General features: G+C 65.5%; 22 protein-coding genes and 1 pseudogene. 7 read left to right on the top strand and 16 right to left on the bottom strand.

Features of this window, described 5'->3' with window-relative positions:
* The 9 genes and pseudogenes from AB0J95_RS36785 to AB0J95_RS36745 form a co-directional block, all read right to left on the bottom strand.
* Nucleotides 1-1,656, bottom strand: a pseudogene (locus AB0J95_RS36785) (replication initiator).
* Complete coding sequence (locus AB0J95_RS36780; RefSeq protein ID WP_364768799.1) at nucleotides 1,653-2,048, bottom strand: hypothetical protein; 396 nt, start codon at nucleotides 2,046-2,048, stop codon at nucleotides 1,653-1,655. The pseudogene AB0J95_RS36785 and the gene AB0J95_RS36780 overlap by 4 nt, the downstream one beginning before the upstream one ends.
* Nucleotides 2,045-3,511 carry an FtsK/SpoIIIE domain-containing protein gene (locus AB0J95_RS36775; protein ID WP_364768797.1) on the bottom strand — a complete coding sequence of 489 codons (1,467 nt, stop codon included), beginning with the start codon at nucleotides 3,509-3,511 and terminating at the stop codon, nucleotides 2,045-2,047. The genes AB0J95_RS36780 and AB0J95_RS36775 overlap by 4 nt, the downstream gene beginning before the upstream one ends.
* Nucleotides 3,512-3,844: 333 nt before the next feature.
* On the bottom strand, nucleotides 3,845-4,072 hold the full coding sequence (locus AB0J95_RS36770) for an AMED_5909 family protein (RefSeq protein WP_364768795.1): 228 nt from the start codon (nucleotides 4,070-4,072) through the stop codon (nucleotides 3,845-3,847).
* 37 nt (nucleotides 4,073-4,109) lie between these two features.
* Nucleotides 4,110-4,343: a hypothetical protein gene (locus tag AB0J95_RS36765; RefSeq protein ID WP_364768793.1), complete on the bottom strand. Its 234-nt coding sequence runs from the start codon at nucleotides 4,341-4,343 to the stop codon at nucleotides 4,110-4,112.
* Nucleotides 4,340-4,822: a helix-turn-helix transcriptional regulator gene (locus AB0J95_RS36760; protein WP_364769295.1), complete on the bottom strand. Its 483-nt coding sequence runs from the start codon at nucleotides 4,820-4,822 to the stop codon at nucleotides 4,340-4,342. The genes AB0J95_RS36765 and AB0J95_RS36760 overlap by 4 nt, the downstream gene beginning before the upstream one ends.
* Nucleotides 4,822-5,136: a hypothetical protein gene (locus AB0J95_RS36755; protein ID WP_364768791.1), complete on the bottom strand. Its 315-nt coding sequence runs from the start codon at nucleotides 5,134-5,136 to the stop codon at nucleotides 4,822-4,824. The genes AB0J95_RS36760 and AB0J95_RS36755 overlap by 1 nt, the downstream gene beginning before the upstream one ends.
* Before the next feature lie 13 nt (nucleotides 5,137-5,149).
* On the bottom strand, nucleotides 5,150-5,617 hold the full coding sequence (locus tag AB0J95_RS36750; RefSeq protein WP_364768789.1) for a hypothetical protein: 468 nt from the start codon (nucleotides 5,615-5,617) through the stop codon (nucleotides 5,150-5,152).
* A gap of 118 nt (nucleotides 5,618-5,735) precedes the next feature.
* Nucleotides 5,736-6,485: a GntR family transcriptional regulator gene (locus AB0J95_RS36745; RefSeq protein ID WP_364768788.1), complete on the bottom strand. Its 750-nt coding sequence runs from the start codon at nucleotides 6,483-6,485 to the stop codon at nucleotides 5,736-5,738.
* 91 nt (nucleotides 6,486-6,576) lie between these two features.
* On the opposite strand from AB0J95_RS36745, the gene AB0J95_RS36740 reads away from it, so the two are divergent.
* A complete protein-coding gene (locus AB0J95_RS36740) occupies nucleotides 6,577-7,701 on the top strand; it encodes a DUF1152 domain-containing protein (RefSeq protein ID WP_364768786.1) in 1,125 nt (374 codons plus the stop codon).
* 54 nt (nucleotides 7,702-7,755) lie between these two features.
* Here the strand turns inward: AB0J95_RS36740 and AB0J95_RS36735 are convergent, their stop codons facing one another.
* Both AB0J95_RS36735 and AB0J95_RS36730 read right to left on the bottom strand, forming a co-directional pair.
* Complete coding sequence (locus AB0J95_RS36735) at nucleotides 7,756-9,633, bottom strand: hypothetical protein (protein WP_364768783.1); 1,878 nt, start codon at nucleotides 9,631-9,633, stop codon at nucleotides 7,756-7,758.
* 1,194 nt (nucleotides 9,634-10,827) lie between these two features.
* The gene (locus tag AB0J95_RS36730) at nucleotides 10,828-11,331 is read right to left on the bottom strand and encodes a GNAT family N-acetyltransferase (RefSeq protein WP_364768780.1); all 504 of its coding nucleotides are present in this window, start codon (nucleotides 11,329-11,331) and stop codon (nucleotides 10,828-10,830) included.
* A 107-nt stretch (nucleotides 11,332-11,438) separates the two neighbouring features.
* Here AB0J95_RS36730 and AB0J95_RS36725 point away from each other — a divergent pair, with 107 nt between their 5' ends.
* Entirely contained in the window at nucleotides 11,439-12,653 is a 1,215-nt protein-coding gene (locus tag AB0J95_RS36725) for a GNAT family N-acetyltransferase (RefSeq protein ID WP_364768777.1), read from the top strand.
* A 73-nt stretch (nucleotides 12,654-12,726) separates the two neighbouring features.
* Nucleotides 12,727-13,518: a hypothetical protein gene (locus AB0J95_RS36720; protein ID WP_364768774.1), complete on the top strand. Its 792-nt coding sequence runs from the start codon at nucleotides 12,727-12,729 to the stop codon at nucleotides 13,516-13,518.
* A 38-nt stretch (nucleotides 13,519-13,556) separates the two neighbouring features.
* Here AB0J95_RS36720 and AB0J95_RS36715 read toward each other — a convergent pair whose 3' ends face one another.
* Complete coding sequence (locus AB0J95_RS36715) at nucleotides 13,557-14,048, bottom strand: GNAT family N-acetyltransferase (RefSeq protein WP_364768771.1); 492 nt, start codon at nucleotides 14,046-14,048, stop codon at nucleotides 13,557-13,559.
* Between the two features lie 127 nt (nucleotides 14,049-14,175).
* Here AB0J95_RS36715 and AB0J95_RS36710 point away from each other — a divergent pair, with 127 nt between their 5' ends.
* Nucleotides 14,176-14,778 (top strand): hypothetical protein, encoded by a 603-nt coding sequence (locus AB0J95_RS36710; RefSeq protein WP_364768768.1) that lies wholly within the window; start codon nucleotides 14,176-14,178, stop codon nucleotides 14,776-14,778.
* Here the strand turns inward: AB0J95_RS36710 and AB0J95_RS36705 are convergent.
* Together AB0J95_RS36705 and AB0J95_RS36700 are read right to left on the bottom strand one after the other, a co-directional pair.
* A complete protein-coding gene (locus AB0J95_RS36705) occupies nucleotides 14,775-15,581 on the bottom strand; it encodes a DNA-formamidopyrimidine glycosylase family protein (protein ID WP_364768765.1) in 807 nt (268 codons plus the stop codon). The genes AB0J95_RS36710 and AB0J95_RS36705 overlap by 4 nt on opposite strands.
* Nucleotides 15,574-16,047, bottom strand: coding sequence for a ribose-5-phosphate isomerase (locus tag AB0J95_RS36700; RefSeq protein WP_364768762.1), 474 nt, complete (start codon nucleotides 16,045-16,047; stop codon nucleotides 15,574-15,576). Before AB0J95_RS36700 ends, AB0J95_RS36705 begins: the two co-directional genes overlap by 8 nt.
* A 41-nt stretch (nucleotides 16,048-16,088) precedes the next feature.
* On the opposite strand from AB0J95_RS36700, the gene AB0J95_RS36695 reads away from it, so the two are divergent.
* Together AB0J95_RS36695 and AB0J95_RS36690 are read left to right on the top strand one after the other, a co-directional pair.
* A complete protein-coding gene (locus tag AB0J95_RS36695; protein ID WP_364768759.1) occupies nucleotides 16,089-16,778 on the top strand; it encodes a 2-phosphosulfolactate phosphatase in 690 nt (229 codons plus the stop codon).
* Nucleotides 16,775-17,479, top strand: coding sequence for an MBL fold metallo-hydrolase (locus AB0J95_RS36690; RefSeq protein WP_364768756.1), 705 nt, complete (start codon nucleotides 16,775-16,777; stop codon nucleotides 17,477-17,479). Before AB0J95_RS36695 ends, AB0J95_RS36690 begins: the two co-directional genes overlap by 4 nt.
* Here the strand turns inward: AB0J95_RS36690 and AB0J95_RS36685 are convergent.
* Both AB0J95_RS36685 and AB0J95_RS36680 read right to left on the bottom strand, forming a co-directional pair.
* Nucleotides 17,451-18,881: an aldehyde dehydrogenase family protein gene (locus AB0J95_RS36685; RefSeq protein ID WP_364768753.1), complete on the bottom strand. Its 1,431-nt coding sequence runs from the start codon at nucleotides 18,879-18,881 to the stop codon at nucleotides 17,451-17,453. The genes AB0J95_RS36690 and AB0J95_RS36685 overlap by 29 nt on opposite strands.
* A 54-nt stretch (nucleotides 18,882-18,935) precedes the next feature.
* Nucleotides 18,936-19,553, bottom strand: coding sequence for a DsbA family protein (locus AB0J95_RS36680; RefSeq protein ID WP_364768750.1), 618 nt, complete (start codon nucleotides 19,551-19,553; stop codon nucleotides 18,936-18,938).
* An 89-nt stretch (nucleotides 19,554-19,642) separates the two neighbouring features.
* Between AB0J95_RS36680 and pepN the strand changes: the two genes are divergently transcribed.
* A complete protein-coding gene (gene pepN, locus AB0J95_RS36675) occupies nucleotides 19,643-22,207 on the top strand; it encodes an aminopeptidase N (RefSeq protein WP_364768747.1) in 2,565 nt (854 codons plus the stop codon).
* Nucleotides 22,208-22,214 lie beyond the last annotated feature (7 nt).

The raw sequence follows: 22,214 nt of genomic DNA, 5'->3' as shown, positions 1-22,214 counted from the left end.
TCACGCCGCGTCCTCAGTTGCCGAAAGTTCGGGCGGCATCGAAGCCGCCAGCAATGCCCGGTCGTATTCCGCCCGCCATCGGGTCCGTTCGGCGATGGCGTGCATGAGCAGGTGTGCCCGAGGCGGCGCGTTCTGGTCGGACGGGTCGACCTTGCGCCAGATGAGCCGGGACGTGTCGGTGACCGGCTTGACGATCCCGACCGCCGCCAGCATCTCCGCGACGAACGCCTTGCGATCCGCTTTGTGGTCATCGAGCGTCTTGCCAGACCACTTCCGGGACACAAGGACCCGCCGGCCGGGCAGTCCGAGGGTGGACCGTTTGTGCGCCTTTCCCTTGCAGTGCCCGGGAATCAGTTTGCCGTGAGCACCCTTGGGGTTGACTCCATAGAGCAGCCACACGGCGCAGGTCGGAGAGCACGGCGTGACGGCCAGCTCCGCATGGAGCCGGTCGTGGTGGGCCGCCTGGCGCTCACTGGAGGACTCCACGACCTCACCGACCGACTTGGTGAGTTACTTGGTCAGGTAGCCGATGTGGCGCCCTGCCTCCTCCGTGCCACCGAGGATGCCCTTGGAATGCACCTGTTCGCCGAACCGTGCCACGTGTGCCGGTTCCTCCACAGCAGCCACCGCGTCATCCCACGCAGCCAAGGGAATCAGCGTGACCGGATCCACAAAGGACCGGGTGCGACTGTCCCAGACGGGCAGAGGCTCACCGTCCTGATAGGTCCGTTCCTCATGGCTCGGCCACCACACTTGGTGGTAAGTCGCCGCCGTGACGAGTTTCAGCAGCTCATGCGGGATTGAACCGCGGACTGCCGCATGCAGGTGCGGAGCCGCCCGCTTCTGAGGCTCAACCGTGGCGAAGTACTGGACGTCCCAGCCCACGACACGCCGCAGGTTCTGCCACCACCGGTCCATCAACGCGGCGAAGTGCACCGCATCCCGAGCCGCCCGCCGGTAGTCATAGGTGTTCGGGTTGACCGGCGTGCCGTCATCGTGCACCCGCCCGTAGGTGTCGAGCGTGAGCGTGACGAACATGGACGGCCGGTACTTGCCCGCATACTCCCGCCCCACGGTGGTCTTCGCGACCTTCCGCCGAGGCAGGTCCGGAGCATCCTGCCGCCGCTTCGTCGAGCGCTTCACAGCCCGCTTGGCAGGCACGTCCGGCGAAGGCAGCCGACCCCGCATACCGAGTTGCCGAAGTTCTTCGTCGGTCCGGGTAATCTCCTCCCGCAGTTCCTCCGCTTCGCCGAGTTCACCCTCAGCGACCGCCGTCTGATAGGCCGTGAACAAGTCCGCTCGCAGAGCCAGCAGCGCGGAGTGATCCTCGCTGGGCGGCTCCGGGGTGAAGTCGGGTTCGTCAGCCATGTGCCAGCCCTCGCGGCACTGAGTGATCCGCAGAGCCCGCGCCTTGTGCGCACACGGACGGCAGACCGATTCGACCGTCGAACCACAGGGCACGGCGACGTAGCGCAGTTCACCCGTGTCCGGGTCGCCAACCTCCATCGTGAACGGCCGGACACAGACCCCGTGCTCTTCGGCTGCAGCCTTGACGACGTCGGCCGCCAGGGGGACGCGCATCCGTTCAGCGCGGGTCTGGTTGACCACGTCCACCGGAACTGTGGAAGTCACCGCGGAATTGGGAGCCTCGCTCATGCGACCACCCCCTCAGCCAGCAGCGCCCAGGTCCGCAGCAACGACCAGGACAACTCGCCTCGCTCCCCGCCGGCCAAAAGAGGCAGGCGGGGACCATCGAGCAGGCCGCCGAACACCTTCACCGGTGTGTCGTCGGTCAGCCGTCCCCGCACCTCCAGGAACAGCTGGTCATCATCCGGTGCCACCGGCCGCCAGGCGGTTGCCGTGACGTTGTCCAACGTGTCTGCCCAAGCAAGCAATTCAGAAGCCAAGGCAGGCAAGGACCTTCCGGACAGCTGGACTGTCCCCATGGGACCCATCTCGCTAGGACGCACGGTGACCATGACCGGGTCTGCCAACTCGAACCCGGCAAGATGCTCAGCCATCGAGATCAGGAGTAGAGGTGTGCTCATGCCGCAGCACCACCCTCCGAACCCCGGAGCGGCACGACCTCAGCCGTCCACCCGTTGATGTACGCCCGCAGTTCAGTCAGGTTGTCGTCGGTGGCGTAGAACACCCGTGCACGAACGGGTTCACGCTTGCCGTCCTCTTTGGCCCACGCGACACCTGGTGTCAGTTCAGAGATTTCGTGTGCTTCGGCGCCGCGTTCGCGCACACCGTCTCCCAGGACCATGTCCACCTGTGACGCCTCATCGAGGCGCATCGCGACCCGCGTGGTGAACAGGTTCCGGAATGGCACGATTTCCTTGCGCGGGTCCTGGACCAGAGCGAGAGTGGCGAACCCAGGCGCACGCCCCTGCGACGTGATGGTCTGGATAGCCGCCTGGGCGCGTTCCCGCAGCCGTTTGTCAGCCTGGTATGCGATCACGTCAGCCAACTCGTCGACGACGAGCAGCGTGAATGGTTGGCCGCTATCAGGCGTCCACCGCCGCCTGATCCCCCGGTAGCTTCCCGCCCGCTCTCGAACCTCGTTGGCCAGCTCCTCCAACAGCTCCACCGCATCCGGTCCGTTGTCGAAGACCACCTTCTCGAAGATGTCCGGACACTGGCCCAGCTCCATGCCGCCCTTGGGATCGATCCCGAACAGCCGGACTACGCCGGTCTTGATAAGCGGGGCGAGTGCCCAGATGACCGACCACAGCACCGAGCCCTTACCTGCACCCTGGACACCGACGACGAGAATCTGATTGCCCAGCAACCGAATCCGCCACGGCTTGCCCGACTCGGTCCGGCCGATCACAACCCGGCGGAGGTCCACCGAGTCAGCGTCAATGTCCGGAAGCGGAACAGTCGAAGCAAGCGGGTCCGAGTGCACCAGGTCCAGTTCGATCCGGCCGGGACCCATCACCCGCACACGGCATGAGGTCGCGTGGAACGAGTGCGCCAAGCCCGAAGCCCGCTCCGCCCATTGCTCGGGCGCCTGTCCCTTGATCATGCGAACGCCGACCTTGTCCCGCCAGGCCTCGGCCCGGACCCGCTTCAACTTCGGCCGGTACTCGCGGCCGTTCGCCTTTCCGGTCAGGTTGGACAGTCGCATCACCGTGCGCCAGTCCCAGGCGTAGATGGTCACGCGGCGAATTTCGGTTCGCAGCCAGCGGCACCGCCGGCTATACGAGTCCCTGCGACGCCACCACCAGACGATCAGGCCTGTGATCACCACCGATGCGACCGCGCCGACGAGGTAGTGACCCGCCCACCAGTCCAGCAGCAACGCCAGGGCGAGCAAGCACACGGAGAGCGGGTAGTACCAGCACAGACGGACGATCTTCGTGACGAGCCAGATCGACAGCCAGGTCAAGGCAATGGGCGAAACCAAGAGCTTCACCCACCCCGGCAGCATGGTCCACCACGGCAGCCGGGGCCGGGCGACCTCCAACGGCGCCGGGTCGACCCAGCGCGATCCCTGAGCGCCCATCACCAACCACCCCGCTGTGCCGTGTCTGGCGTGGTGATGTCGCCGAACTCCAGAGCCAGCGCGCCGGAGCACGCCGCACATGTCGTGTCGCCAGGCAGCAACCGGGCGAACCTCTTGCACTTGCCACATCGCGTTCGGGTGACACCCCTTGCAGGCGTCCCCGAGGCAGGTTCTACGCTTTGCACTGTCTGCTCCAGGAGAGTGGACAAGCACAGAAGCGGATCAGGTTGGTAGCCGGGTGTCCGCTTCTGTGCCTACGGTTTCCATTGGGGCGCAACAAGACATGCGTCATCGCCGCACGGCTCGCCGCGCGTTTTGTCTACTGTGGATCTTCTAGTCGCTGGCCGTCTTGGATCTTCTGATGTTGTCGGCTATGAGGTCCGCCCGTTCCTGTTCCAACCCCGCGCAGGCCATCGCTTCCCAGTAGTGACGCGGATCGGTCTTTGCGACCTCCCGATACATGTCGGCACGCCCCTGGTAGAACTCCCTCTGTTCCTCCAAATCGGCCCCCGCAGGGGGCATCATCGGCGTCACAGCGTTCGCCTGCACAAGGGTGGTCACGGCCTCCCCTCTGCGTCGTGACCGCCGAGCACTCACGTCACACCTCCTTCCCGTTCCTCAATGCAGCACCAAATTCGGGGATGGTCTCGGCCAAGCCCGCCAGGGCCTCACAGACGGCAGCGAGCGCGATCAGTTCGCACCGCGTCTCTCGTGCCGAGACCATGACCGTTGGGTCGTGATCCATCAGGACTGCCAGCACCGACGCACGTTGCCGCGCCGCCGTGGCGTGTTCCCGTGGACGCGCATCCGGCCCCGGCAGCTCCCAGGTCACGAGACCCACTCCTGACCGGGATCGTGCGCAAGCAACTCGTCCAACCCCACGCCCAGAGCCGCCGCGATCAAGCCCAACAGCCGAAGGCTCGGGCGCCGCGATCCATGCTCCACTCTGGACAAGGTTGGCGCGGTGACGTTGATCCGTCGCGCGAATGCGGCCGCAGACATGCCACCGCGTTTCCGTTGGGCGACAACCCTTGCCGGAAGGTCGGACGGATAGGCGAGCGCCGTCGCATGCATCAACACGCCGCCCGAGAGCGCACCCGTGTCGAGACACACGCCCATGCGGTCAACGGCGCACCGCAGCAGATCAAAGCCATCACGGTCCAGCTCCAGGCGAACCGCGCTCCTGTCACCTGTACCCACCAGTTCGATCGCAGGCACAAGGGCAACGGACGACACGACCCGAGCAGCACTGTCCGCCCCGAGAGTGATCCCGTGCGCACCGCCGTCGAGGCACGGATTTCCCTTCAGCATCACGGCTTGTGTCCTCCGCCCGCGTCGCCCTCTTCGTCTCGCAGGAACAGCACGCGCGTTTCCAGCACCTCACTGGGCGGACCGGTCAACGGTTCGCCGTCCGGGTCCAACTCAGCCGCAACGTGGTTAGCCTTGCGCGCCAAGTCCCGCAGGAAATCGGCGTATTCCGGGTACTTCGTGGAGCTGATCGGACTCGCCAAGGTCAAGGTGTTGCCACCGCCGGTCAGCAAGAGGTGGGGCGGAGCCGACTTCGTGTGCTTGTGCACTGAAACGGTCGGCTCGTACCCGACCTCCCATGTCGCGTGAAACGCCATCGGTCAGCCCCTCTCAGGCCGCCGCCGGCTTAGACGCATCTCCGCTGGCAGAACCCGATTTCGAACCGCGGCTTGTTGCCGGAGCATCCACGGCACGCATCCCCGTCGCGCGGACGACCCAGGTCACCCACTTCGCCTGACCGGACGCCTCCGCACGTGGCTGGACGGTGAGGCCCTCCAGGCGGACGGGCACGAACGGCATGCCCGGGATGGACTGCGGCGGGACGGGCTGAACCTTCGCCGCGAACTCGATCGACAGGGACTTGTCCCGGTCCTTCTCCGCCGAGGGGTCGGCGAACATCCCCTTGAACAACGGGAAGCCAGTGGCCTCATCGATCCGGGGCCGAACCGGACGGTTGCGCGCCCGGTCCTCCTGCGACTGGTACTCCGTGAGCGGCTGAAGCTCCCCGATCAGGAACAGCCCGTGCGGGAACATCGTGTCGAAGTCGATTTCAAACCTGTGACCGTGTGGCACCGCCATGGTCTTGGTCTCCTCGGTAGTCCCTCCCCCACCGGCTGAGCCGGATCAGGGTAGACAGGTGGCCCTGTCCACTAGCCACTGTAGTGGCATATGCCACTTGCGGCAAGCGGCAAGCCGCCTACTCCGACACGGAGTACTCCTGCTCGAACGTCCACCGATGCGGCGGGTAGACGGCTTCGGCGAACTCCAGCGGCCGATCACCAGCGTCATAGACGGTGTGGCGGTAGACGAGCACTGCAGAATCCGGACCCGACAGACCCAGGTCTTGCGCCTCTTCTTCGGTCGCCAGCCGCGCGGCCACCTGATCACGCGCGTAGGCAGCAGTGCGCCCCGTCGACTCCTCTACATACCGGACGGTGCCGTTCTTGATCCGCTCTGTCTTTACCAGCAGCGGAGCGACCTCAACCAGACTCGCGTCCAACCAGGACACCGATGTCTCAACAGCACCGTGGACCGTGCTGAACGTGACCCGATGCCGCCGCACAACCCGCGCATTTCCCTTTAGCGCCAACGCTTCCAGCACGTGTTCTGGCGCGTCCACAACCTCTGCGGACTTGATCTCCGCGTAGTCGCCGGTCGCGTAGATCCGCCCGAACTTGCGCGCCCGCTGGTACCGCTCCCTCGCACGCGTCGCCGCCTGGGGATCCCTCACGTAGGTCCCCGAGCCCTGCCTTGACTCAACCAACCCCTGAATCCTCAGGGCGTTCAGCGCCTTGGCCGCCGTCGGCCGCGCAACGTTCCACTCAACCGCGAGCTGTCGTTCCGAGGGGATCTCCTCCCCCGGCTTCCGATCACCACGAACGATCTCGTCTTTGATGAAGTTGGCTATCTGCAAGTACTTCGGGACAGCTTCCTGAATCTCCGGCATCGCATCACCTCCACTCACCACTGGCCTATGCCAGTAGCCACCATACCGGCTGGGGACGTGACAAGTACACCCAGCGACTACCGTCACAGTCATGACCGGCGCTCTCTACGTGGCAGCAGGCGGAGGCGGGGACGCCATCGCAGCCGCCATCCTCGCCAACCGTGAAAACCCCGGCGAAACCGCCAACATCGCCACCTACGCATGGGACCGCCTGATCATCGATCCCCTCCCCGGCCCCCGCAGCGCCGCCGACTTCGACAACCTCACCGAACACGCCCCCAACGTCTGGCAAATAACCCCCGAAACCACACCCAAGCCACCCGCCGGGTCAACTCTTCCCAGGCTTTCCGGTGAACTCAATGCGCGCCTGTTTCTCCTAGACCCGCACGGCGGGGCAATCGGCATGGCCGAACAGCTCAATTCAATCACAAGATTTGTCGGCGTACCCAGATTGGTCCTGGTTGACGTCGGAGGCGACCTTATAGCCAGAGGAACTGAATCGGACTTACGCAGCCCTATTGCCGATGCGCTGGCTCTAGCTGCATGTGCGTTGACACTGCTACCTTGCGACATTGTAGTTGCAGGGCCTGGCGTAGACGGCGAGTTGCCAGAGTCTCAAGTCATTGAACTATCTAACGGGCTTGGTTGCGTTGCCCTGCATCCACTCGCAGCCGACGAGGCGAAGCCTTTTACAAAATTGTTCGAGTGGCATCCCTCTGAAGCAACTGGCCTGTGGACGGCAGCCGCCCTAGGCCATCGAGGCAAGGTCGAGATTCGCGATGCTGGCCTCCCAGTCATGCTCACCGACGCAACGCCTAGCGTGCAATCGACTGTCATCGGCAAAGCACTCTCGACTAACGTTTTCTTTGAGGCTCTTAAGAATAGCAGATCACTCAAAGAGGTTGAACACGTAGTCCGCAACGTCAGAGGAGGCAGTGAAATCGACTACGAGCGACGAAAATCCAACAGGCGTAAGAACAAATTCGAATACAAATCCACTGCGGAGATCAGCGTCAAGATAGCCGAGATATCCAGAGATGCGAGCCTACGAGCCGACTACATTACAATTCGCCGTCTTTCCGAACTCGCAGACTATCCATACCAGAGGATCTCGAAACTGCTCGAACTCCTACGAGCCCTGGACGCGGTGCGTCTAACACCGCCGCTCTGGCGCCTGAATTCTAGTCGTTCACCGATACCCCACACCAGAGGATAAGCGCGCATCGCCCCGAGGATCACTCGCTTTGGCCGCCCAAATCAAAGATCAGACTCAAACATCCCGATCTTGCTCCCGCTCACGCTCCATTGTTCCCTTTGGAACTCTGCGGTTAGTCGAGCCAATCTGGACATGCCCATGCGGCCAGGAGGTTCCCACAATCGGCGGACGCGCATACCTCTTACTTTTCGACTTAACTCTAAAGCGTCCGACGATCAGAAGTACGAATGCAATAAGCATGACGACTAGATACGATTTCCACGCTACTTGGTCAAGCCCACCTCCCAAACCCTGCAAGATGGAAGCCAGTTTCCCAGCCCAACCCTCGTTTGGTACCTTCTGAACGATTTCCAATGACTGCCTTACCGCAGGGAGACCCAGTAGAACTGCCGCTATCACCGCTGCCGCAGCAAACCTATTCGCGCGCTTCGAAGCCCGTACTGCCGTCCGCATAGCGATGAGTTGCTGAAGAACGTTAAGCCGAGAGTTAATGCTTTCATAGTATTCAGAGCCGCCGAGTCTACGAACGGTAAACGAGGATATTTCATTGGCACGCTCAAAACTGAACAACGGCTTTCGATACTCCGTCAAACCTGACGCTACTTCCAGCAACAGCTTTTCCATGTTCTTCAATGTAGGCTGCGTATTGCCGATTCGATCGTCGAGAGCGCGAAGTTGCCAGTACTTAATAAGAGCATTCTCTATGACCACCAACCGTTTCAAATAATACGCAAAATCATCTTTCGGTTCACTTTCAAAATTCCACATAAACTCCATCGCGCAGCCACCGGGAGACCAAAATGACGTATCCGGAAAGATTGAAAAATCCGGTTGAAGTAGTTCCTCTGCCGCCTCTTCAGTGAATGGCACACCCGGTTGCGAACGCGCTAGCAGCGAAACCAAGTCTCCGCGATGCTTTTGCATCCACCGTTTCTTACTTCCACAGCAAGATAGTCTCTCAACGAAGAACGTCGGATAACATAGCCAGCCACCATGGCGATACACCTTAGGCGAATATCGAAGTATAGCTTCTTGGTACAATTCGAAAATGGTCAGTAGGCCAATCTCGCGATCACCGTGCTCCTGCGATCGCCATCGAGTGCCTTCCTCAATATCCGAAAGCCAGGCTCCAGGCCAATCCTCTTCCTTATATCCGCTATATTCCGCCGCGGCTCGCAAGATAGGCTCAGAGACAGTGGTTTGATTTGCCATGAGCTCAACCGAGGTGAGCACAGAGGACAGCCATTCAGTAGTTCCGTCCTCAGGCAGTCGTATAGCGAATGTAAGCAGAGCAACACCTGAACAATGAAGCAGCAGAGTCGGCCGAACATCCACCTCCCAGGACTCTTCATCGGACGAGTTCGCCGCGAGCAGTCGTGCATCGAATCTTCTCAGTTCCAACCGAATATATGGAACCGTGCCCAGATAGTCCGGCTGATAGAGACTTCGATCAACGAAGTCATTTACAGCAGTACGTGATTGCCGATCAAAGACAGCTTCGTTTATCTTAGCAGCCACCTCTTGCATGACCGCCTTGACAGACGTATCCGCAGTATTCTTTTCGCCGCTAACTTCTCCATGAGTCGACCGCTTGAAAAACGCCGCACGGAGGGCACTACTAACTATCTTGAGGTAGAAGCGCCTACCTCGCCAGCTGATAGACGACCACGATCTCTCGCGATTAATCACGTCTTCCGCTTCAACAAGGCCTTTAGCGTTCGCTACTGTCCTTGCCAACGACTTGTATCGCCGACTTAGGCGAACCTCGCCGGAACCTGGCACTGTAACCGTCTCGGCGATCTCCGACCGCAAAAGCGTTTCGGCCAGTTTAAGGATCGGCAGATCGGCGCCTAGGTCAAACACAAAGGTATAGAAACCGGTGACGCGACCATATCGAGCCGAATGTCTCCAGTAATCGCGCACACGAGTCATCGTAAAATCTTAACTCGGAGCGAGACTGGGTCGCACCTATGGGGCGGTCGGCGTGTCGTATCTACGGCGTACAGCTGCGACGGCGCAGGGTCGCTAAGTCCGTAGATGCTAGGTCTGATGATCTTCACGCCAGACTTGCTGCCGAATTTAGCTCTATGGGATCAAGCGCGCCGCCGTCGGCGGCGCGCACGTGCCGCTCGCAGCCCTGGCCGCTCCATCTCGACACGGCCGGGTTCCCGCTCCGCTCCACCCGGCCGGCCGCCCGGTACGGCCAGGGCTGCCGCACTGCATCGATAGCCGCCGACGGCGCGTTACCTGAGCATCCGGGACAAGAGGCGCAACAGCCGACGGCGTACCCGCTTCGATCTACGGTCAGGCAGGAGCAGCACAGGTTCTATAGCCCGAATAACGCCGCGGACCTCTTTGAGACCGCCTCGCTCGTAGGCACTTTCAAGCAGTCGGGCAAACGTGGCTTCGCGTCGCGAACGTAGCAACTGGTCTAGGGCGACTGTTAGCACGAAGACAAGCGCCGTAACGGAGTTAACAGCTTGTATGAAGCTAGCCAACGGACATTTGCACTCCAAGTCCACCGGTCTGGCCCGGACTCATGGATCGTCCGGACGGTGATAACAGCCTAGCAAATGCCAAATTCCACTAGGACCTGCGGAAATGCAACGCAGAAAGGTCCCTCGACTTTGATCGTTTAACACCGGCCCGCCGGCGTCAAGGGCGCCTGCGGCGTGGCTGCGCCATGGACGCAAGCGTCCACCCTTGACGCCGACAACCCGGTGCTAACGCGCGGCAGGGGCGAGGGAAGGGGGTCGGGTAGGGACCCGGCCAACAGACCGAGGAGGCGCCATGGCGAGTCGGCAGCCGGGACCCGGGCAGTTCGTCCTCTGGACACATCACGAACTGACCCAGGTCTTCGCCCGGACAGCGCGGAAGAGCACGCGGCGGGTCGTGCCCCTCGCGTGCCCCTCATGGCGGTCAACCACGGTCACTCGCGGATCTTCAGCGCCCCATCCCGCCGCAAAGGCCCAGGCCAGGGGTTTGGCTGGTCGGGGTCATGATCACGGCCCGATCTTCCAAGCTGGTCATGCGGGTTCGATTCCCGTCACCCGCTCCACCACGGTTCCAGCAGGTCAGTAGGGGTGTTGCCCGGTTCGGGGTGCGCCCCTTCGGCATATCTGGGTGTTAGTGGTGGAGGTGGCGGATGCTGCGGATGTACTCGAGTTCCATCACCGGGCGGTTGTCGCCGTGGTCGCGTTCGCGGTAGCGGCCGGACTCGCGGAAGCCGGCTTTGCGGTAGAAGTGGCGCGCTCGGTTGGCTCCGGAGAGGGTCCAGGCTCGTACGTCTTTGTGGCGGGTGTCCGCGAGGGTTTCCAGGACGTGGGTCAGGAGGCTGTTGGCGGCGCCGCTGCCCCAGGCGGTGGGGCGGGCGTAGCAGTCGTAGATCTCGCCCTTGCCGTCGTCGGCGGTACCGAAGTGGGCGAACGCGACGATCCTGCGGCCACGCTCCGCGACCAGGAGGGTTCCGGGGTAGTCGCGGGCGCGGACGGCGTCCAGCTGCCCGGACAGGAAGCCGGACTCGAACAGGTTGCGATATGCAACTCGCCAGGCTTCGAGGTGTACTTCGCGGATGGCGGGCGTGTCATCGGCACGCGCCTCGCGCACAAGAGTCAGGGTGTCCACACGCACGGGACCCCCCTCCCAGCCGTCGGGAAGACCAGAAAGAAGTAGCGGAGAGGATACGGCCCCCGGAAACTCGGTGGCAACGTTTCCGCGGCTGGGTTATGAAGTCACTTGTGTCCGAGCTGACCGTACGTCCCTACACCGAGGATCTCTTCGACGAGGTCCACCGGACTTTCACCAGTGCATTCCTGCGGGACCCCGAATCCGCGGACGCCGACTGGTTCCGTTCCGACATGGAGCCCGACCGGATCTCCGTCGCGTTCGACCAGGACGAACTGGTCGGCATCGCGACCATCCTGACCAGGGAAATGACCTTGCCCGGGGCGGTGTCGGCACCGGTTGCCGCGGTCACAACTGTCGCGGTGAAACCCTGGCACCGGCGCCGTGGCGCCCTTACCCGGTTAATGCACGTGCAGCTGCACGCGCTTCATGAACAAAAGGGCGAACCGTTTGCCGCGCTATGGGCCTCGGAAGGCTCGATCTATGGCCGGTTCGGTTATTCGGTGGCCGCCGAATACGCCTCGGTGTCCATTCCCAGCGCCGTGCCATTCCGGCCGGGAACCAACACCGGGCACAATCGGGTGCGGGAAGTCCCGCGCACCGAAGCATTGCCATTGATGACGGCGTTGCACGACAAACTCCTCACCCGCCACCCCGGCTGGCTGGCGCGCACCGAACGCTCCTGGCGCTGGCGGCTGTGGGACCAGCCCCGCGCCCGCAACGGCGCGTCCATGCTGCGGTTCGCGGTTCACCCGGACGGGTACGCCTTCTTCCGGACCAGGAACAACTGGGAGGACCGCGGACCGGCGAGCAAGATCGAGATCCAGGAACTCGTCGCCGCGACACCGTCGGCGCACGCCGCGTTGTGGCGCTACCTCCTCGACATGGACCAGGTCCGCGAAGTCACCACGAGTGTCGCGCCCAACGATCCCGTGCTGCTGATGCTGCACGATCCCCGCCAGGCGATCAGGAGGATCGTGGACTCGTTGTGGATCCGCCTCGTCGACATCGACCGTGCCCTCCCGCTGCGCAAGTACAGCGCGCCACTGGACACCGTGTTCGACATCACCGACACGTTCTGCCCCTGGAACGAAGGCCGCTGGCGCCTCGTGATCGACCCGGAGGGCACGGCGGCCATCGAACGGGCCACCACCGAACCCGACTTCGCGCTGGACATCACCGACCTGGGCGCGGTGTTCCTCGGCGGCGTCCGGCTGACCGACCTCGCCGCCGCCGGACGGGTCACCGAGCTGGTGCCCGGCACGGTGACCAGGGCCGGACGTGCCTTCCTCGGCGACACCGCGCCGCACTGTCTCGAGGTCTTCTGACCGCCGGGAACGGCACGGTAGCGTTTGACGTTGTCCGATTCGAGGACTTTCGAACGCTCAAGTTGGAGGCGCTGTGGGCACGGCGATCGTGCTGGTAATCCTGATCGTGCTCGTGGCCGGAATCGGATTCATGGCCATGAGCAGGAGAAACACAGCTCGCCGCAACGAGCTGGAGAACGCCAAGGCGGACGCCCGGCGCTGGGTGGAGCGGCTCGGCGGTCAGGTGATGAACCTGACCGGTACCGACCCCGCGTCCAAGCAGGCGATGGCGGACGCCTCCGAGCGGTACACCGCCGCCGGGTCCCAGATGGACCAGGTGCAGACCGCGGAACAGGCCCGTCTGGTCACCAAGACCGCGATGGAAGGCCTGTACTACGTGCGGGCCGCGCGCACCGCGATGGGCCTGGACCCCGGCCCCGAGCTGCCCGTGGACCGCGAGCGTGAGGCGGCCGGCGCGGTCACCGAGAACCGCCGGGTGAACGTGGAGGGCCACGACTACGCGGCCTCCCCGTACTCCGGCGCGGACACGCCCTACTACTACCCCGGCGGCCGCGTGGCCGGCCGTCCGGTGCCGCAGGGCTGGTACTCCGAGCCGTGGTGGAAGACCGCGCTCGTGGCCGGTGCCTGGGGTGTCGGTTCGTTCCTGTTGTTCGACGCCATGTTCTCCGGCATGGGCGGCATCGCCGACGCGCAGGCGTGGGAGGCCGGGTTCGACGCCGGTCAGGCCGACGCCATGGCCGACATGGGCGGTGGCGACGGTGGCGATATGGGTGGCGACGGCGGCGGTGACTGGGGCGGCGACGGCGGCGGCCAGGACTTCGGCGACTTCGGCGGCGGCGGCGACTTCGGCGGCGGCGACTGGTAAGCGACGCAACGGAAATGGCCCCCGGTCGGGGGCCATTTTCACAGCTGCTTGGCCATCAAGGTCGTCGGCGCCAGCCTGCCGTCGGGGGTGAGGGCGTAGTCGTCGATCACACCAACGACTTTCCAGCCCCGCCGCGAGTACAGGCCCTCGGCGACGCTGCCGGTCTGCGTGTCCAACGTCAGCAACGTACGCCCCAGCGAAAGCGCCCCATCCTCCACAGCGGACATCAACAGACCGGCGCAGCCCAGGCCGCGAGCGTCCCTGTGCACCAACAACTTCGACACCTCGGCGCGATGCCGCCCATTGGCCTGCCCCGCCAACACCAGCCGCACCACACCGACAACCCGGCCGTCGTGACGCGCGACCCACGTGACAGTGCCCGGATCGGCCAACGCCGAACGCCACCACGAACGAGCCTCATCGTGGCCAAAAGGCGCCACGAACCCGACGCTCGCCCCACCCTCGACACAGTCCACGAGGACATCGGCGAGTTCATCGACGTCCGCGGCCACAGCCTGATCCACCAGCACGAATGGCATCGTGCCCGATGGAGGTTGCCGGTGCCATGTCCTTAGGGGCCGACCTGCCCGCAATCCGTTGAGAGCACGCGGATCCTCCCCTACCCTCGCCGCACAACAAAGCGGAGAGGCGCCCGGCTTGACCTACTTCATCTGGCTTCCACGAGTCCTGGACACCGCACCGCCCTCAGTCGAGCTGTTCCTGACCTACGGCGACCTGGAAGAGATCTTCGACGGCACCGACGAGATGATCGAGGAAGTCCTGGCCGACGTCGGCGTCGACGACAAAATCCTCAGCTGGTCCCTGACGCGGTATCGCAGCGGCTACTTCGACGGCAACTACGACGGGGAGAACTGGGAGGAGCGCTGGCCGTTGGCCGTCCGGCTGGGTGTCGAACTGAGCGACAAGCCATGGCTGGACGAGGTGCCGCCCTGGGGCTACATCGAGACCGAAGCCGTCGACTACGAACCCCCGGACTCCTTCATGCGGATGGCCTGGCCGCCAACGCCCTGCCTGGTCCTGGCGAACTTCACCGGCAGGTCAGCGCTCAACCAGGCGTGGACCCAAGTGTCCGCGATGGTCCCGGAAGCCACCTTCAGCACAATCACCGTCGCCGACGAGAGCACACAACTGCGAATCGATCTCGGCGAGCGTGACTACGACTTCTACTCCGGCGGCGCCCAGCTCGCGGTAGAGGTCGAAAACCTGTGTTCACACCACGGCGGACGCATCCGCGGTTAGGCCTGGCAGGTGGGGCACCAGTAGAGGTTACGACCCGCCAGCTCCGCCTTCTGGATCTCGGTTCCGCAGATGTAGCAAGGCATTCCGGCCCGGCGGTAGACGTACACCTCGCCGCCGTGCCGGTCCGAACGCGGCTCCCGGCCCATCGCCTCGGGCATGTGCTCGGGGCGGACGGTGTTGATCGCGCCCACTTTCACGCCGTCCTTCATCAGGTCGACCAGGTCGCCCCAGACGTCCTTGAACAGGGCCGCGTCCAGCGACCTTCCCGGGGTCATCGGCGGAATACCGTGGCGGAACAGGACTTCCGCGCGGTAGACGTTGCCGACCCCGGCCAGCACGGCCTGATCCATCAGCAAGGCCGCGACCGAGACCCGCGAGCGCGAGATCCGGGTCCAGACCTTGTCCGGGTCGGCGTCCCGGCGCAGCGGGTCCGGGCCGAGGCGGGCGAGGATCCTGTCGACCTCAGCCTCGGTCAGCAGGTCGCAGGCGGCCGGGCCACGCAGGTCCGTCCAGTGGGTACGTCCGGCGATCCGCATCCGGACCTGGCCGACCGGCGGCAGGACGGGCAGCTTGAACTCGTTGAACCCACCGGCCAGGCCGAGGTGGACGTGCACGATCGCGTCGGGACCGTAGACGTGGAACAGGTGCTTGCCGTAGGCCTCGGCGCGCACCAGCTTCCGGCCGTCCACACGGGACGCTTCAGCCGCGAACCGCCCTTGTGGGCTGGTGACCGCGACCGGGTGCCCCGCGTAACGGCGGTGGTGCAGCCGAGCCAGTCGGTGGAGTGTGTGACCTTCAGGCATTGGGGAGGGGTGGCGGGGTGCCTGTCTTCTCGTAGTCGGCGATCAGCTCGATGCGCCGGGCGTGCCGTTCGTTGCCGGAGAACGACGTCGCCAGGAACGCCTCGGCGATCGTGGTGGCCTCCTCCAGTGTATGCATCCGCGCGCCGATGGCGACGACCTGAGCGTCGTTGTGCTCACGGCCGAGGGTCGCGGTCTCCACGTTGTAGGCCAGGGCGGCCCGGCAGCCGGGCACCTTGTTCGCGGCGATCTGCTCGCCGTTGCCCGACCCGCCGATGACGATGCCCAGGCTGCCGGAGTCGGCGACCACGCGCCGGGCGGCCTCGATGCAGAACGGCGGGTAGTCGTCCAGCGCGTCATAGACGTGCGGGCCGACGTCGACGACATCGTGGCCGGCACCCTTGAGGTGCGAGACCAGATGGTTCTTCAGCTCAAAACCGGCATGATCGCTTCCGAGGTACACGCGCACGCGCCGAAGTGTGCCATGGACCGGGCTGGCAGGCTTGGGGCATGTTCACCCAGGACGGCTTCGGCGTACGCCTCGAGTGGGGTCTGGACGGCGTGCGCGCCCTCGCCCCGCACTGCACGGTACTGATCATCGTCGACGTGTTGAGCTTCTCTACCTCGGTCGACCTGATCGTGGGGCAGGGCGGGCGGGCCACGCTGGCGAACTGGAACGGCGACGACTACGGCCCGCGTCGTCCAAGTGCACTGAAGTCCGTCCAAGCGGGCAGCGAGGTGCTGATGCGCTCGCCGAACGGCGGCAACCTGTGCGAGCAGGCCGCGATCACCACCCAGGTGATGGCCGGCTGCCTGCGCAACGCCAACGCGGTCGCCGACCGGGCCATCGACCTGGCCGACCGCGGCCCGGTCGGGGTGATCGCCGCCGGTGAGCAGTGGGGCGTGAACCTGAACGAACGCGGCGAACCGGGCAAGCTGCGGATGGCGATCGAGGACTACCTGGGCGCGGGCGCGCTGGTGTCCGCGCTGCTGGCCGAGGGCTACTCCCCCGCCTCGCCCGAGGCCGCGCTGGCCGCGACCACGTTCCGCACCGCCGAGCCCTACCTGGGTGAGCTGCTGGGCGGCTGCGGGTCGGGCCTGGAGCTGGGCGAGAAGGGCCTGGCCGAGGACATCGCGCTGGCCGGCCAGGTGAACGTCAGCAAGGCCGCGCCGCACCTGGTGAACGGGGTCTTCCAGTGACCTGGACCGAGGTCGCGGCCGGGGTGTACGCGCGGCGGCACGAGGAGCTCGACCTGACCACGGGACTGGTCGTCGGCGACGGCGCCTGCCTGGTGATCGACACGCGCGGCGACCGCGTCCAGGGCGCCGAGCTGAAGGCAGCGGTCAGAGAGATCACACCGCATCCGTGGCAGGTCGTGCTGACACACCCGCATTTCGACCACTACTACGGCACGGCCGAGTTCCTGCCGTGTGACGTCTGGGCGCACGAGGGCTTCCGGATCAACCCGGGCGAACAGGCCACGTGGGCCGAGAAGTACCGCGCGGAGGGCAAAGAGGACATCGCGCGCGCCATCGAGACGACGACCATCGCCGGGCCGACGAAGTTCTTCACCGAACGCGCGGAACTGGATGTCGGCGGTAGAACCGTTGTGCTGCACCACTTCGGGCCCGCGCACTCGTTCGACGACGTGGTCGTGCACGTGCCCGACGTAGACGTCGTCTTCGCGGGCGACCTCGTCGAGGTGCCCGAGTTCATCGAGGAGTCGTTCGGGGACGGCGACGCCGGCTCATGGCCGCAGGCGCTGGAAGCGTTGCTGGCGCTGGAACCTGAGGTCGTCGTCCCCGGTCACGGCTACCCCGTCGGCGCGAACTTCGTTGCCGCCCAACGGGAAATCCTCAGCAGTGGACGATTCACAGCTGGATGGACTTCACCTCGGTGAACTCCTCGATCCCGTACCGGCCCAGCTCACGTCCGTTGCCGGACTGCTTGTAGCCGCCGAACGGGGCGAGCGGGTTGAACGAGCCGCCGTTCACGCTGACCTGTCCGGTGCGCAACCGCTTGGCCACAGCCAAAGCGCGGTCCTGGTCGCCGGAGAACACCGCGCCCGCGAGGCCGTAGATCGTCGAGTTGGCGATCTCCACGGCCTCGTCGACGGTCTCGTACGGCAGGATCGACAGCACCGGCCCGAAGATCTCCTCCTGGGCGATCACCATCTCCGGCCGGACGTTCGAGAACACCGTCGGGGCAACGTAAGCGCCCGGCGACGGCAGCGAACTCGTGTCCGCGCCACCGAAAGCGAGCGTGGCGCCCTCCTCGATGCCCTTGTTGATGTAGCCCAGAACGCGGTTTTTCTGTGCCGTGGAAGACATCGGGCCGATCCGGGTGGCCTGGTCGGCCGGGTCGCCGACGGTGTACTTCGCCGCCGCGTCCGCCGCCAGCCGGACGATCTCGTCGTGTTGCGCGGCGGGCACGATCATCCGGGTCCACGCGGTGCAGGTCTGGCCGCCGTTGATGTACGTGTTCGCGACGCCCTTCTTCACGGCCGCGACGAGGTCCGCGTCGTCCAGGATCACGTTGGCGGACTTGCCACCCAGCTCCAGCGCGACCCGCTTGACCGTCCCGGCGGCCGCGGCGGTGACGAGCTTGCCGGCGCGGGTCGACCCGGTGAACGAGATCATGTCGACCCCCGGGTGCGCGCTCAACGCCTCGCCGACCACGGGACCGGTGCCGTGCACCAGGTTCACCACACCGGCGGGCACACCGGCCGACTCCAGGATCGCCATGAACAGGCCAGCGGTCAGCGGCGTGATCTCGCTCGGCTTGAGCACCACGGTGTTCCCGGCGGCGAGCGCGGGCACGACCTTGGCCACGATCTGGTGCAATGGGTAGTTCCACGGCGTGATACAGCCCACCACACCGATGGGTTCGCGCAGCACCAGCGAGTTGCCGATCTCCTCGCTGAACGAGAAGTCCCCCTCGAGCAGGTCGGCGATCCCGGTGGACACCCCGATGGGCAGACTCGCCTGCACGTTCAGGGAGAAGCTGATCGGCGAGCCCATCTCGGCGGTGACCGTCGAGGCCACCTCGTCACGCCGCGCGGTCAGCTCGGCCGCGATGCGCCGGATCACGCCGGCCCGCTCCGCGACGGAAGTCTCGGACCACGACCGGAAAGCCGTGTTCGCCGCGCGCACGGCCGCGTCCACGTCCGCCGCCGTACCGGCCGGGACCGTGGCGATCACCTCGCCCGTGGCCGGGTTGACGACGTCGATGCGCTCCCCCGAGCCGTCGATCTGCTGGCCGTCGATGACATGGCCGGTGAACGAAGTGACAGGGGCCGCCATTGGTCTCTCCCTAAAGAAGCCTCGGTGGTTCGGATCACCACCGAGGCTAATCCCTCAGGAGAAGTCCAGCCCGCCCGTGCGGGTGCGCTTGAGCTCGAAGAAGTTCGGGTAGCCGGCCAGCAGGCGGGACCCGTCGAAGATGTTCAGCGCGTCCTGGCCGCGCGGGATCTTGTTGAGCACCGGGCCGAAGAACGCCACGCCGTCGATGTGGATGGTGGGCGTGCCCACGTCCATGCCGACCGGGTCCATGCCCTCGTGGTGGCTCTTGCGGAGCGCTTCGTCGTACTTGTCCGACTTGGCCGCCTCGGCGAGCTCGGCGGGCAGGCCGACCTCCGCCAGCGCCTCGGCGATGATCTCCTCGAGGTCCTGACGGCCCTCGTTGTGGATGCGGGTGCCCAGCGCGGTGTACAGGTCGCGCAGCACCTCCTCGCCCTTGGCCTCCGCGGCCGCGATGGCGACACGGACCGGCGCCCAGGCGCGGTCCATCAGCTTGCGGTAGTCCTCGGGCAGGTCACGGCCCTCGTTGAGGACGGACAGGCTCATCACCCGGAACCGAAGGTCGATCTCCCGGTGCTTCTCGACCTCGAGGATCCAGCGGGACGAGATCCAGGCGAACGGGCAGACCGGGTCGAAGTAGAAGTCGACCTTGGTCGTGGCTTCATGGGCGCTCATGCTCTGCACAACCCTGTCGGCCGTCAACATCTTCCCGCCGGCCGTGATTGGATACGGTTGTCAACTTCCAGCTCGACCAGAGGTGATCAGTGGCCGCCCCGAACCTGACCCGCGACCAAGCCCAGCAGCGCGCGCAACTGCTGGAGGTCCAGTCCTACGAGATAGACCTGGACCTGACCGACGGTGGCGGCAAGCCGGGCGACACGGTCTTCGCGTCCAGGACCACAGTCCGCTTCCGCAGCCTCGAGGCAGGCGCCTCGACCTGGATCGACATCATCGCCGCGTCGATCGACTCGGCCACCCTCAACGGCGTGGAGCTGGACGTGTCCGGCTACCGCGAGGACGACGGCATCCAGCTGCCGGACCTGGCCGAGAACAACGAGCTCGTGGTGCACGCGCAGTGCCGGTACATGAACACCGGCGAGGGCCTGCACCGGTTCGTCGACCCGGTGGACAACAGCGTGTACCTGTACACGCAGTTCGAGACCGCCGACGCCAAGCGCATGTTCACCTGCTTCGACCAGCCCGACCTCAAGGCGGTCTACACGCTGACGGTGACCGCGCCGGAGGACTGGAAGGTCATCTCCAACGCGCCGGTCGAGTCCGCCGAGGACACCGAGGGCGGTGCGGTCCGCAGGCACTTCGAGACCACCAAGCCGATGTCCACCTACCTGGTGGCGCTGATCGCCGGTCCGTACGCGGAGTGGCGTGACGTGTTCACCGAGGAGGGCGAGCAGGACATCCCGCTCGGCATCTACTGCCGCGCCTCGCTGGCCCCGCACATGGACCACGAGCGGCTGTTCACCGAGACCAAGCAGGGTTTCGCGTTCTACCACCGGTCGTTCGGCGTCCGCTACCCGTTCGGCAAGTACGACCAGCTGTTCGTGCCGGAGTTCAACGCGGGCGCGATGGAGAACGCGGGCGCGGTGACGTTCCTGGAGGACTACGTCTTCCGCAGCCGCGTCACCCGGTACATGTACCAGCGGCGCAACGAGACGCTGCTGCACGAGATGGCGCACATGTGGTTCGGCGACCTGGTCACCATGCGCTGGTGGGACGACCTGTGGCTGAACGAGTCGTTCGCCACCTTCGCCAGCGTGCTCGCCCAGGCCGAGGCCACCGAGTACAAGGCAGCCTGGACCGGCTTCGCCAACATCGAGAAGTCCTGGGCCTACCGGCAGGACCAGCTGCCGTCCACGCACCCGGTCGCCGCGGACATCCCGGACCTGCAGGCGGTCGAGGTCAACTTCGACGGCATCACCTACGCCAAGGGCGCCAGCGTGCTCAAGCAGCTCGTGGCCTATGTGGGTGAGAACAACTTCCTGTCCGGCCTGCGGGTGTACTTCGCCAAGCACGCCTGGGGCAACGCCACCCTGGCCGACCTGCTCAGCGCGCTGGAGGAGGCCTCCGGCCGGGACCTGTCCTGGTGGAGCGCCCAGTGGCTGGAGACGACCGGCCTGAACTCGCTCAGCCCGTCGTTCAAGGTCGACGCGGAGAACAAGTTCACCGAGTTCGCCGTGGCCCAGGGCGGCGCGAAGCCGGGGGCCGGCGAGCTGCGCACCCACCGGGTCGCGATCGGCGTGTACGACGACGTGGACGGCAAGGTCGTGCGCACGCACCGCGTCGAGGTCGACGTGGACGGCGCCCGCACCGACGTGCCCGAGATGGTGGGCGTGCCGCGCGGCAAGCTGGTCCTGGTCAACGAGGACGACCTGACCTACTGCACGATGCGGCTGGACCCGACCTCGCTGGAGACGCTGATCGACCGGATCGCGGACATCGAGGAGCCGCTGCCCCGCACGTTGTGCTGGTCGGCCGCCTGGGAGATGACCCGGGAGGCCGAGCTCAAGGCCCGCGACTTCGTGGCCCTGGTGATCAACGGCGTGCACGCGGAGACCGAGGTCGGCGTGGTGCAGCGGCTGCTGCTGCAGGCGCAGACCGCGCTGTCGTCGTACGCGGACCCGGCGTGGGCGCCGGAGGGCTGGCGGCTGCTGACGGACAAGCTCGTCGAGCTGGTCCAGTCCGCCGAGCCCGGCTCGGACCACCAGCTGGCCTACGTGTCGTCGCTGGCCTCGTCGGTGCTGGACGAGGCCAAGGTCGAGCTGGTCCGCGGCTGGTTCGACGGCTCGGCCCCGCTGCCGGGCCTGGTCGTGGACACCGACCAGCGTTGGCGCCTGCTGACCACGCTCGTGGCGCACGGTGCCGCGGGCGCGCCGGAGATCGAGGCCGAGCTGGAGCGCGACTCGACCGCGACCGGCAAGCGGCACGCCGAGCGGGCCATGGCGCTGCGGCCGACCGCGGAGGCCAAGGCCGAGGCGTGGCGCCGGGCGATCCACGACGACGAGCTGCCCAACGCCATCAACGAGGCGATCATCATGGGCTTCTCGCACCCCGGCCAGAAGCAGCTGATCGGCGGGTACGCCGAGAAGTACTTCGAGGACGTGGCCGGCGTCTGGGAGCGCCGTTCCAGCGAGCGGGCCCAGTCGATGGTGCTCGGCCTGTTCCCGGCCTGGAAGGTCGACCAGAGCACGGTCGAGGCGGCCGACCTGTGGCTGGCCGAGGAGCGCCCGCCCGCCCTGCGCCGCCTGGTGTCCGAGGGCCGCGCGGGCATCGTGCGCGCCCTGGCCGCCCGCGAGTTCGACCAGCAGCACTGACCTGCGA

The organism is Actinocrispum sp. NPDC049592 (assembly GCF_040675465.1).
GTDB lineage: Bacteria > Actinomycetota > Actinomycetes > Mycobacteriales > Pseudonocardiaceae > Kibdelosporangium.
This window is presented reverse-complemented; position numbering and strand designations above follow the sequence as displayed.